The following is an 11,772-nucleotide window of genomic DNA, read 5'->3' as shown; positions in this document are numbered from 1 at the left end:
GCTTAAACAGCCTTGCTGATGGTGACACCCAGGCGTTTCAGGGCCAGTGCCAAGGCATCCGCCAGGTTAGCCTTGGTCACCACGCCTTGCAGGTCGAGGCCCAGGTGCACGATGGTCTGGGCGATTTGCGGGCGCACGCCGCTGATGATGCAGTCGGCGCCCATCAGGCGGATGGCGGTGACGGTTTTCAACAGGTGCTGCGCGACCAGGGTGTCCACGGTCGGCACGCCGGTAATGTCGATGATGGCGATCTCCGAGCCGGTGTCGACGATGCGCTGCAACAGCGACTCCATGACCACCTGGGTGCGTTGCGAATCCAGGGTGCCGATCATCGGCAGGGCCAGCACGCCGTCCCACAGCTTGACCACCGGGGTGGACAGTTCCAGCAATTCTTCCTGCTGGCGCTTGATCACCGACTCACGGGATTTCTGGAAAGTACGGATAGTGTGCATCCCGAGCGCGTCAAGCAGCTCGGAGATTTCCCACAGCTGTTCGGCCAGTTGCGTCGGTTGTTCGGCGTACTCCCGTTGCAGCAGGGCGAACAGCGGACCTTTGAGGGCAAAGATAAAGCTGGCGGTCTGTTGCGAGTCCTGGCCGATCAGGGCGCGGCTGTGGGAGAGTTTTTCCAGGAAAATCCGGGTTTCTGCCCAGTTTTCATGGCCGACCTGTTGCGAACCGCCTTGCTGCAGTGCTGCGATCAACAGGTTGAGGAAGTCGTTGGCCTGCTGCCGGGTGTCTTCGGCCTTGACGTTACGCGTGGCCCCCGAAGCCTCAAGGCTGGCAACCCATTCGGTCAGCAGGGTAGGGCGATGGGTGTGCAGTGCCTGAATGGTATGAGCTTGCAGAGTTGCCACAGGAAACCTCCTTGAATGCCTTGGTTGAGTGGCATGCAATTTATACTAAATTGAAGTGCTTTGAATTGTTTCGAAGCTTTTCGTTCATTCGGTTCAAGCCTTGTGGATCGGGCGCTTTAGGCGGATAGGCGTTTCGCCGGCAGTGATCAATCAGCGTGCACCCGGCGCGCCGCCGCGGCCATCCGCATCTCGCAATCGGCCCTCAGCCGGCGCATCGAAAAGTTCGAGTCGGCGCTCGACGTGAAGCCGTTCGAACGCACCACGTGACCACCCTGATGGTCTGGTGGAAGCGGGCTTGGGCGTGGTGGAACCGCAGGTGATGCGCAATGTGGGCTTGATCAAGCGCTGCGGGCGGACGTTGCCGCCGGCGGCGCTGGAGTTGGAGCGATGGATGCAGCAGATGCCGTGTCGGTCAGCGTGACACCGAGTCCAGGCCGGTGGATTGCACCACCGGTTGTGCCTCGGGCGACGCCAGGAACTGCAACAGCGCCTTGGCTTGTGCCGGGTGTTCGGCATTGACCGGAATGCCCGCGGCAAAACGCGTCACCGATTGCACATCCTCCGGGATCTTGCCGACGTACGTCACACCCGGCACCGGCAACAGCTCCGCCACCTGTTGCAAGCCCACTTCGTAATCGCCCTTGGCGACCTGTTCGGCCACCGGCAGGCGCTCGATCATGGTGCCTTTGGCGGGCATGCCGAGCTTCTTGAACAGCTCTTTCTCGACATACACACCGCTGGCGCTGTCCGAATACGCCACGGACTTGGCCTTGCTCAATACAGCCTTGAGTTCGGCATCAGTGCCGATCGCAGGTTTGGCCGCACCTTCCTTCACCACCAGGCCGATGCGTGAGTCGGCCAGTTCCACGCGGGAAGCCGGGTCAACCTTGCCTTGTCTGATCAGCTCATCCAGGGCATAGCCGACCATGATCACCACGTCGGCATGTTCGCCACGGGCCAGGCGGTTGGGAATCGCTTCCGGTGCCTTGCCCATGGACGGGCCGAGTATCGTGTCGAGGGTGTCGCCGCTGTGCTGGGCGTATTGCGGGCCCAGCAGTTTATAGGCGGCGGTGAAGCCACCGGAGGTCATCACCTTGAGTTCCTCGGCCTGGGCCGTCAGCGCCAGGGCGCCGAGGGCCAGGGCCGTCAGGGTCTTGAACACAGACCTCATCACACCGCCCCCTGCATCACCTGCCCGCGTGCGTTGGCGCGACGATACAGCGCCAGGGTCGAGCACAGCGCGCAAACCGCCGCGAACATCATCCAGTAGGCCGGCGATGCCTTGTCCTCGGTGATGTGAATGAACCAGGTGGAGATCGCCGGGGTAAACCCACCGAAGATCGCGGTCGCCAGGCTGTAGGCCAGGGAGAAGCCGGCCACGCGCACTTCCACCGGCATGATCTCGGTGAGGGCGGGGATCATCGCGCCGTTGTACATGCCGTACAGGAACGAGAACCACAGCAGGGTTTCCAGCATATGGGCGAAGCTCGGTGCATTCACCACGTAGGACAGCGCCGGATATGCCGTGAGCACCGTCAGTGCGGTCATGGCGATCAGCACCGGCTTGCGGCCGAAGCGGTCGCTCAAGGTGCCGCCGATCGGCAGCCAGACAAAGTTCGATATCGCCACCAGCAAGGTCACCAGCAGCGCGTCGGAGGTGCTCAGTTGCAGCACGGTCTTGCCGAAGGTCGGCGCATACACGGTGATCAGGTAGAACGCGGTGGTGGTCATGGCCACCATCAGCATGCCGCCGATGACCACGGTCCAGTTCTTCACCAGTGTGGCCAGCACTTCGCGCATGGTCGGGCGATGCTTGCGGTTGGCGAACTCTTCGGTTTCCTGCAGGTTACGGCGCAGCACAAAGATGAACGGGATGATCACGCAACCGATGGCGAACGGAATGCGCCAGCCCCAATCGGCAACCACCGCCGGTTCCATCCACACGTTCAAGCCATAGCCCAGCGCGGCAGCCACCACGATGGAGATCTGTTGGCTGCCCGATTGCCAGCTGGTGTAGAAACCCTTGCGGCCCGGGGTGGCCATTTCAGACAGGTATACCGACACACCGCCCAGTTCCGCACCGGCCGAGAAACCTTGCAATAGGCGGCCCAGCAGCACCAGCAGCGGTGCCCACAGGCCAATGGTGTGATAACCCGGCACCAGCACGATCAACAGCGTGCCGCTGGCCATGATCGACAGGGTCACGATCAGCCCTTTGCGGCGACCGACGTCATCGATATAAGCGCCGAGGATGATTGCGCCCAGTGGCCGCATCAGGAAGCCAGCACCGAACACGGCGAAGGTCATCATTAATGACGCAAATTCATTAGCGGCGGGGAAGAATGCGGCAGCGATGTAGGTGGCGTAGAAACCAAACAGAAAGAAGTCGAACTGTTCGAGGAAGTTGCCCGAGGTAACGCGGAATACCGCACCTACTTTCGAACGGGCAGAATCGGGCAGGGAAGGGCTAGTCATGGTTTTGTGTCTCCAGCGTTCTTTTAAGTGCTTGTTTCGCGTAAGACCGAGGATAGTGGCTGACACATTTAGAAATGATAAGTGAAAAATTTGGATTGATTAATCTTAATTGGCTATCAATCGCCGTATCCGTCAAAAATCCTGCTCTGTTCTATGCTGGTAGATGTGACCGATTCTTACGGAGGGGAGGTGGCTATGGGCAACGAACAGAAGCGCCAGGATGAGCCGGAGCGTGAACAACCCCAGCAACGGCGTGAAGAAGAAAAACCCCAGACCTGGAAACATCCGGATGACGGAACGGAGCTGTCCGAGCGGGATCAGGAGTTTCCGCTCAAGCCCTGAGCAAGGGGCCGGTATCAGCAGATTGGCGCATAGACGCCGTGCGTCGCGCTTTCTACACTGCGACCTGTCTTGGGGAAAGGGCAGGCGCCGATGAATCGCAATGAATTACGCAAGGCCGACATCAACCTGATGGTGGTCTTCGAAGCACTGATGCTTGAGCGCAATGTGACGCGGGTGGCCGAGAAGCTGTTTCTCGGCCAGCCGACCATCAGTTCGGCCCTAAACCGTCTGCGCACCTTGTTCAATGACCCGCTGTTCATTCGCGTCGGCCATCGCATGGAACCCACCGCGCGCGCCGAGGAAATCATCCAGCACCTGTCGCCCGCCCTGGACTCACTGTCGTCGGCCTTGAGCCTGACCCACGATTTCGACCCATCCATCAGCACCATGACCTTTCGCATCGGCCTGTCCGATGACGTCGAGTTCGGCCTGTTGCCGCCGCTGCTGCGCGCCTTGCGCCAGGAGGCGCCGCAAGTGGTGTTCGTGGTCCAGCATGTGGACTACTGGCGCATCCCCGACCTGCTGGCCTCCGGCGATATTACCGTCGGCATCACCCAGACCCGTGGCCTGCCGGCGAATGCCAAGCGCAAGCTGCTGCGTCATATCCGCCCGCGACTGCTGCGCGCCGACGCCTCGGACACTCCGCTGACCCTCGATGAATATTGCTCGCGCCCCCATGTGCTGGTGTCCCACACCGCCAACGTGTCCGGGTTTGCCGATGAGTGGCTGGCGGAAATCGGCCGCAAGCGCCATGTGGTGTTGTCGGTGCCGCAATACAGCGCATTGCCCGCGCTGCTGGCCGGGACGGACCTGATCGCCAGCCTGCCGGACTACACCGCCGAGGCCATGGCGGTGTCGGGCAACCTGTTCTGTGAGCCGTTTCCGTTCGAGACGCCGACCCTGGATTTGTCCATGGTCTGGCTCAGTCATGTGGACACCGATCCGGCCGAACGCTGGGTGCGTTCGCGGCTGGAAGCGTTCATGAGTGATCGGGGCCTGGCGAACAAGGCTTGACGCGTTTATCCGTGGTATATCTACGAATCTTCCTACGAATGACTCGGAGTCATCCATGCCACACCTGCACTTGGAATACACCGCCAACCTGACAAACCTGGCCGTCGAGAAAACCCTGTTACGTCTCAACAATGTGCTGATGGCGTCCGGGCAGTTCGGTTCCGAGTTCGATATCAAAAGCCGTGCCGTGAAGGTCGAGAGTTTTCAGGTGGGCACCTCCCTCAACCCACGCGGTTTCATCGCGGTGAAGCTGTCACTGCTCAGCGGGCGGTCGCCGCAGGTCAAGCAGCAATTGTCGCAAAGCCTGCTGGCAGCATTGCAGGATCTGGGGGACTGGCCGGCGGATATACAGGTTCAGCTCAGCGTCCTGCTGGTCGACATGGATCGCGATTCCTACAGCAAAGTCGCCATCGGCTAACCCGCAATCCATCGTGGCGAGGGAGCAAACGCCCTCGCCACAGACGTTAGAGTAATCCCTGATCCGCACACACCTTCACCACCTGCTCACGAAACCAGGTATTGGCACTGTCCTGTTCACTGCTTTCATTCCACTGCATATCCAGGGTGAACCCCGGCAACCCGTTGGGGGCCTCGCAGTGGCCGAACACCGTCGCGGGCGCCAGCAGTTTTTGCACGCGGCGCGGCAGGGTGACGATGAAGTCGGTGCCGGTGATCATCTTCAGCGCTGCGCTGTAGCTGTTGGCCCGGGCGATCACCTGGCGCTTGTGGGCCTGGCGCGCCAGCCAGCCGTCGATCATGTTGGTGTCGGAGGTCCAGGGCGTGGGGAACACGTGACGCCGCTCGACGAACGATTGCAGGCTGAACGCCGTCTCGCGCGGTGCCGCGCGTTTATCGAAGACGCACACCAGGTCGTCTTCCAGCAGCATCTGGGTCTTGAAGTCTTTATGGGCGCGGTGAAAGTGCGGGCCGAAGCAGATCACCAGGTCCAGGCGGCCCTCGCGCAGGTCGTCGGCGGGGATGTCGGCTTCCAGTTTCTGCACATTGACGATCACCGGCAGGTCGGCGCGGTCGAAATGCTTCAACAGGCGCGGCAGGATCAGTTGTTCGAAGTACTCCGGCGCGCAGACATTGAAGGTCACGGCCTTCTGGGTCGGGTCGAAGGCCTGGCCACCGGCGTGGCACAGGTTGATGCTTTCGAGGATCTTCTGCACATGGGCGTACATGGTGGTGGCCTTGTACGTAGGCCGCATGCCCGCCCGCGTGTTGATAAACAGTTCGTCTTCAAAACTGGTCCGCAGTTTCTTCAGGCTGTAGCTCACGGTGGACTGGCTGACGAACAGTGTTTCTGACACCTCGGTAACGCTGCTCTGGTCATAGACGGCGATAAACACCATCAAGTCCTGCATATCGAGTTTTCTGAGCAAGTTACTGTTTAACATCGGTTTCGTCCGTAAACCCCATGTACCGAAGTCAGTACAAGACAGCGCGAAAGCTTAACGGAACGGCCGTGCCAATAGAAAGCTCTGTAGGGTGTTTCTATGTTTGGTGTGGGACAAATACTGTTTGCAACACGACGTCAGCGAATATGTTCTGCGTAATGCTTTGGGTTGAAGCGTGTGACGATCAACAGCATCACCACGATCACCGCCGTCAGCGACCACCAGGCCCATTCGAAGCTGCCCAGTTGGTCGCGGATCATCCCGGCGATCAGCGGCGACAGGCCAGCAATCAGGTAGCCGATGCCCTGCACGAATGCGGTAAGGCCCCCCGCGCGACGCGGGTTGTCGAGGTGGTCGAGGGACAGGATAAGGCTCATCGGGAACAGCCCGCCGATACCCAGGCCGAGCAGGCATGGCCATAGCAAGCTGAGGTGCTGCGGGCTGAGGATCAAGCCGCAGAACCCGAGGATGATCAGCACCAGCAACACCGCCACCACCCCACGTTTATCCCGGCGGCGGTTAGCGATGGCCGGCGTGACCAGGCCGGACACCACCTCCATCGCGGTCAGAAAACCCAGCAACAAACCGGCATTCTGTTCGCTCCAGCCTTGCTCCACGTAGTACGGCGCCAGCCACGCCAGTACGCAGGTGTAGGACGCTGTACCGAGGCCGAAAAAGATCGCCAGCAACCAGGCGCGGCCGTTGCCGAAAAACGCTTCCTGAGGGCCGGCGGCGGCGTGGGGCAGCGGTGGCAATACCGAGCGCTGGGCGTACCAGAACACCAGGGCCAGCAGCGCCAGAAACGCCCAGATCGCCAGCCCGATGCGCCAGCTGCCGGTCTGCACCTGCACGAAGGGGGAGAACGCTGCTGCCAGCGCCGCGCCGCCCATGATGGCGGTGACGTAGAGGCCCATGAACAACGACACGTTGTCGCTGAACCGCGACTTGATCAGGGCCGGCATCAGCGCCTGGATCATGGCGATACCCACACCGGCGGCAATCGCGCTGACGATCAATTCCATGGCCGAATCCAGGAACAATCGCGACAACGTCGCCGCGCCAATCACCAGCAGTGACAGCACAATGCTGCGGTGCTCGCCAAAACGCTTGGCCAGGCCCATGCCAAAGAACATCGCCAGGCCCATGGCCATGACCGGCAACATGGTCAGCAACGCCGCGCTGCTGAAACTCAACGGCACCTCGCCGCGAATGGACGACAACAACGGCCCCACGGCGGCCATCGACGGCCGCAGGTTAAGGGCGACCAGGACGACGCTGATCATCAGCCATACGGCGGTGGTGGGTTTTGCCTGAACGTTTTCCATGCGCCTGCCTTGAATGAACAAGGGCGAATCAGGCCACGCCTGGGGGAGGGGGGCAAATGAGAAAGTCGCAGGGGCTATCTAAAAATTGCAGTTAACTGAAACACCGCAAATCAAAATGTGAGAGGGGGCTTGCTCCCGATAGCGGTGTGTCAGTCAAAGATGCTCCAACTGAATCAGCGCTATCGGGAGCAAGCCCCCTCCCACATTCCACAGGGAGGCTGCACCGTCAGATAGACCGGATCACATGCTTGATCTCCTGAAACGCCGCCAGCCCCCACGGCCCCAGCTCACGGCCGATGCTGCTCTGCTTGTAACCACCCCATGCGGTCTGCGGGAAGATCACCTGCGGTGCGTTGATCCACACCAACCCGGCCTGCAAGGCATTCGCCACGCGCTCGGTGGTCTCGACGCTGCGGCTGATCACGCTGGCCACCAGGCCGAACTCGCTGTCGTTGGCCAGGGCAATGGCCTCTTGCTCAGTGGCAAAAGGTCGTACACACAGCACCGGGCCGAAGATTTCTTCGTTCCACAATGCACTGTCCAATGGCACGTCGGTAAACACCGTCGGGCGAATGAAGTAGCCCTTCGCCAGGTTCGCCGGGCGTTCACCGCCACACAACAATCGCGCGCCAGCCTCGACGCCACGTTGGATATGCCCCAGCACTCGCTGATACTGCACGCGGTTGATCAGCGCGCCCATCTCCACGTCGTCGGCAAACGGGTCGGCGACGCGAATCCCTTCAACCCGTGCCTGCAAGCGCTGCAGGAATTCATCCGCCAGGTTGTCGGCCACCAGCACGCGGCTAGTGGCGGAACACATTTGCCCGGCGTTGAAAAAACCACCGCCACACGCCAGCTCCACCGCCAGGTCGAGGTCGGCATCCGCCAGTATCAGCAGCGAAGATTTACCACCCAACTCCAGACTCACCCCCTTGATGGTTTCCGCTGCGCGTTGCATCACCTGTACGCCCACGGCGTTGCTGCCGGTGAAGGAAATCTTCGCCACGCGACGGTCTGCCGCCAGCGGTGCGCCAACGGCCAAGCCGGTGCCGCACACCAAGTTGAACACCCCCGCCGGGCAGCCCGCGTCAGCGATGATTTGCGCCAACTGTAACTCCGCCAGCGGCGTGACTTCCGACGGTTTGAGCACCACGCAGCAACCGGCAGCGAGGGCCGGGGCGAGTTTCCACGCGGTGGTGACCATCGGGAAATTCCACGGCACGATCAGCCCCACCACGCCGCACGGCTCACGGCGCAGGCGCGCGCTGAAGTCATCGCTGGGCAGCGCCACCGGGAGGTCCTGGCCGGCGTCCATGGCGTCGGCGATGCCGGCGTAGTATTCGAACGTGGCGATCACGTCGTCCACATCGATGCCGGCTTCAAACAGTGGCTTGCCGTTGTTGCTCGACTGCACGTGCATCAGCTGTTCGCGCTGCGCGCTGACGCCTTGGGCAATTTTGCGCAGCAGGCTGGCGCGATCACGGCCGGTACTTTTAGACCAATCGACAAAGGCCACGCTGGCCGCATCGACGGCTTGGGTCACGGCCTGCGCATCGCCGACGCTGATGCGCGCCAGCGTCGCCTCGGTGGCCGGGTTGATCACCTCCAGCACTTCATGGCCTGCGCGCCATGTGCCGTCGATATACACACCGTTCAATACTGCGCTCATACCGCTACCTCCTGCATCCATAGGTTCTGGTCGATCTCAATCAGCGTCGGCCCCTGGCGATCAGCGGCGGCGTGCAAGGCGCTGCGTAGCTGTGCAACGCTGTGAGCGCTGTCGGCAGCACTGCCGAGGGCCTTGGCCACGCCGATAAAGTCCGGGGTGTAGATGTCCACGCCGACCGGTTCGATGGCGCGGTTGAGCATGTATTTCTTGATCTCTTCATACCCCTGGTTATTCCACAGCAGCACGATGATCGGCGTGCGCGCTTCCACCGCGCTGGCCAGTTCCGGCAGGGTGAATTGCAGCCCGCCGTCGCCGATCAAACACACCACCGGCTGCCCATCGCCACGGCCCAACCAGGCGCCGATGGCGGCGGGCAGGGCGTAGCCCAAGGTGCCGTAGCCGGTGGAGGAATTGAACCAGCGGCGCGGATGGTCGAGGTTCAGGGTCAGGTTGCCGCTGTACACCGGTTGGGTCGAATCGCCCACCAGCACGGCGCCCGGCAGAGCCTCCAGCACCGTATTGAGGAACAGGGTTTGCGCGCGGGTGGCGGCGTCCCAGGTGGGGACCAGTTCGGCCCACAACCGGGCGACGCGCTGAGCGCCCCAGTCGGTGCGGCGAGGGCCAAGCGGCGTGCGGTTCAATTCCGTCAGCAAGGCATCGGCGGCGATCTGCGCATCGGCCACCAGTGCGAGGTGCGGCGGGTAGTTGCGCACGGTCTGGTCGGGGTCGATATCGATGCGCAGCAGCGCGCCGGGTATCTCGAAGCCACCGGCGAAGGTCACGTCGTAGTCGGTCTCGGCCAGCTCGGTGCCGATGGCCAGCACCACATCGGCCTCGGCCACCAGCGCGCGGGTAGCGACCAGGGACTGGGTCGAGCCGATCAGCAGCGGGTGATTGGAAGGCAGCATGCCCTTGGCGTTGATAGTCAGGGCCACCGGCGCGCCGAGGGTTTCGGCCAGACGGGTCACTTCGGCGGCCGCCTCAATCGCGCCGCCACCGGCCAGGATCAGCGGGCGTTTCGCGGCGGCGAGCAACTGGCTCATCTGCTTGACCGCCGACGGTGCCGCACCGGCACGGGCGACGCTGACCGGTTGACTGCCCAGCAGCGCATCGGCGTTTTCCACCAGCACATCCAACGGAATCTCGATATGCACCGGGCGCGGCCTGCCGGCCTGGAACAACGCAAACGCCCGCGCCAGCAGGGCAGGCAACTCCGCTGCCGACATCAATGTATGGGAGAACGCCGCCACGCCGGCGATCATCGCGCCCTGGTTCGGCAGCTCATGCAGCTTGCCGCGCCCACCGCCCAACTGGCTGCGCGATTGCACGCTGGAAATCACCAGCATCGGGATCGAGTCGGCATAGGCCTGGCCCATGGCCGTGGTGATATTGGTCATGCCCGGGCCGGTGATGATGAAACACACGCCCGGCTTGCCACTCGTGCGCGCGTAGCCGTCGGCCATAAAACCGGCGCCCTGTTCGTGGCGCGGGGTGACGTGGCGGATGCTCGAGCGGGCCAGGCCGCGATACAGCTCTACGGTGTGCACGCCGGGGATACCAAACACCTGGTCCACGCCGTAGCTTTCCAGGAGGTTGACCAATACTTCGCCGCAGGTCGCCATAGGTGTCGCTCTTGTTATGGATTCGTGGCGGTATTGGAACGGCTGGCCCGTAGCGGCAACAATCGATAAAAAGTCATACTAGCCATGTCCTCACGTCATGGCTGCGCCCTTATGAAACGCCTTCCGCCACTGCCCGCGTTGCATACCTTCTGGGTCACGGCCCAGTGCTGCAACTTCACCCGCGCCGCCGAGCAACTGCACATCACCCAAGGCGCGGTGAGCCGGCAGATCGCCGGGCTGGAGAGCCATTTGGGCTACGCCTTGTTCCAGCGCCAGGCACGGGGGTTGAGCCTGACCGAAGAAGGTCGCGAGTGGTCGCAACGGGTGCAGCAGGTGTTCGGCCTGCTCGGTGACGCGGTGGAGCAGATCGGCAATCGTCGCCATACCCTGCAAATCAAGGCGTCCACCTGTGTGATGCGCTGGTTGTTGCCGCGCTTGATGCAGTGGCAAAAGGAACGCCCGGATGTGCCGGTGGAACTCACCACCACCGTGGCCTACAGCGTGGATTTTCGTCGCGAGCAATTCGATGCGGCGGTGATCTATGCGCCCATCGCCGAGCAGTCGGCCGAGGCGCGGCACTTGTTCGACGAACAACTCACCCCGGTCTGCGCACCGGCGCTGCTTGCCGGTTTGCACACCCCGGCGGACCTGCAGCAACAGGTGCTGCTGCACCCCACGCGGGACGAGCGCGATTGGGCGCGGTGGCTCAAGGCGGCGGATACGCGGTTGAGCAACTTGAGCCAGGGGCATCATTTCGAGACGTTGGATTTGGCAATGAACGTGGCCTCCCAGGGCTCCGGGGTGGCGATGGGCGACAGTGCGTTGATGGGCGAGGACCTGAAGGCGGGGCGGTTGGTGATGCCGTTTGAACTGCGGGTGCCGACGGGGAAGGGGTATTACCTGGTGTATCCGCCGGGGACGGTGCCGTCGGCAGGGCTTGAAGCACTGATGGATTGGTTAGTGAGCCAGGCGCAACAGTCGTAGGCGCTGAAGATCCAAATGTGGGAGGGGGCTTGCTCCCGATAGCGGTGTGTCAGTCAAAGAGGCTCCAACTGAACCACCGCTATCGGG

General features: G+C 62.2%; 12 protein-coding genes and 1 pseudogene. 6 read left to right on the top strand and 7 right to left on the bottom strand.

The window, feature by feature from the left end; all coding sequences use genetic code 11:
- Positions 1-2: 2 nt before the first annotated feature.
- Positions 3-854, bottom strand: coding sequence for an RsbRD N-terminal domain-containing protein (locus HCF10_RS23180; protein ID WP_167656490.1), 852 nt, complete (start codon positions 852-854; stop codon positions 3-5).
- Between the two features lie 162 nt (positions 855-1,016).
- On the opposite strand from HCF10_RS23180, the pseudogene HCF10_RS31530 reads away from it, so the two are divergent.
- Positions 1,017-1,118: pseudogene (locus tag HCF10_RS31530) on the top strand (helix-turn-helix domain-containing protein); the annotation flags it as partial.
- Between the two features lie 19 nt (positions 1,119-1,137).
- Complete coding sequence (locus HCF10_RS23170) at positions 1,138-1,275, top strand: hypothetical protein (protein ID WP_443200918.1); 138 nt, start codon at positions 1,138-1,140, stop codon at positions 1,273-1,275.
- Here the strand turns inward: HCF10_RS23170 and HCF10_RS23165 are convergent.
- Together HCF10_RS23165 and HCF10_RS23160 are read right to left on the bottom strand one after the other, a co-directional pair.
- Complete coding sequence (locus HCF10_RS23165) at positions 1,267-2,025, bottom strand: substrate-binding domain-containing protein (RefSeq protein ID WP_167656489.1); 759 nt, start codon at positions 2,023-2,025, stop codon at positions 1,267-1,269. The genes HCF10_RS23170 and HCF10_RS23165 overlap by 9 nt on opposite strands.
- Complete coding sequence (locus HCF10_RS23160) at positions 2,025-3,329, bottom strand: MFS transporter (protein WP_167656488.1); 1,305 nt, start codon at positions 3,327-3,329, stop codon at positions 2,025-2,027. The genes HCF10_RS23165 and HCF10_RS23160 overlap by 1 nt, the downstream gene beginning before the upstream one ends.
- 195 nt (positions 3,330-3,524) lie before the next feature.
- Here HCF10_RS23160 and HCF10_RS23155 point away from each other — a divergent pair, with 195 nt between their 5' ends.
- From HCF10_RS23155 to HCF10_RS23145, 3 genes are all read left to right on the top strand, one after another.
- Positions 3,525-3,671, top strand: a complete 147-nt coding sequence (locus HCF10_RS23155; protein WP_167656487.1) for a hypothetical protein — start codon at positions 3,525-3,527, stop codon at positions 3,669-3,671.
- A gap of 90 nt (positions 3,672-3,761) precedes the next feature.
- On the top strand, positions 3,762-4,685 hold the full coding sequence (locus HCF10_RS23150) for a LysR substrate-binding domain-containing protein (protein WP_131698896.1): 924 nt from the start codon (positions 3,762-3,764) through the stop codon (positions 4,683-4,685).
- Between the two features lie 55 nt (positions 4,686-4,740).
- Entirely contained in the window at positions 4,741-5,103 is a 363-nt protein-coding gene (locus HCF10_RS23145) for a 5-carboxymethyl-2-hydroxymuconate Delta-isomerase (protein WP_131698897.1), read from the top strand.
- 46 nt (positions 5,104-5,149) lie between these two features.
- Here HCF10_RS23145 and HCF10_RS23140 read toward each other — a convergent pair whose 3' ends face one another.
- The 4 genes from HCF10_RS23140 to HCF10_RS23125 form a co-directional block, all read right to left on the bottom strand.
- Positions 5,150-6,085 carry a LysR family transcriptional regulator gene (locus HCF10_RS23140; RefSeq protein ID WP_167656486.1) on the bottom strand — a complete coding sequence of 312 codons (936 nt, stop codon included), beginning with the start codon at positions 6,083-6,085 and terminating at the stop codon, positions 5,150-5,152.
- A 137-nt stretch (positions 6,086-6,222) separates the two neighbouring features.
- The gene (locus tag HCF10_RS23135) at positions 6,223-7,410 is read right to left on the bottom strand and encodes a cyanate transporter (RefSeq protein ID WP_167656485.1); all 1,188 of its coding nucleotides are present in this window, start codon (positions 7,408-7,410) and stop codon (positions 6,223-6,225) included.
- Positions 7,411-7,636: 226 nt separating this feature from the next.
- Positions 7,637-9,079 carry an aldehyde dehydrogenase family protein gene (locus HCF10_RS23130; RefSeq protein ID WP_145334887.1) on the bottom strand — a complete coding sequence of 481 codons (1,443 nt, stop codon included), beginning with the start codon at positions 9,077-9,079 and terminating at the stop codon, positions 7,637-7,639.
- On the bottom strand, positions 9,076-10,701 hold the full coding sequence (locus HCF10_RS23125; RefSeq protein ID WP_167656484.1) for a 5-guanidino-2-oxopentanoate decarboxylase: 1,626 nt from the start codon (positions 10,699-10,701) through the stop codon (positions 9,076-9,078). Before HCF10_RS23125 ends, HCF10_RS23130 begins: the two co-directional genes overlap by 4 nt.
- 111 nt (positions 10,702-10,812) lie before the next feature.
- Here HCF10_RS23125 and HCF10_RS23120 point away from each other — a divergent pair, with 111 nt between their 5' ends.
- Positions 10,813-11,685 (top strand): LysR substrate-binding domain-containing protein, encoded by an 873-nt coding sequence (locus HCF10_RS23120; protein WP_131698902.1) that lies wholly within the window; start codon positions 10,813-10,815, stop codon positions 11,683-11,685.
- Positions 11,686-11,772 lie beyond the last annotated feature (87 nt).

The sequence above is a fragment of the Pseudomonas sp. B14(2022) genome (assembly GCF_012030485.1).
Taxonomy (GTDB): domain Bacteria; phylum Pseudomonadota; class Gammaproteobacteria; order Pseudomonadales; family Pseudomonadaceae; genus Aquipseudomonas.
Note: the sequence above shows the minus strand (reverse complement) of the source record. Positions and strands in the feature narration are given on the sequence as shown.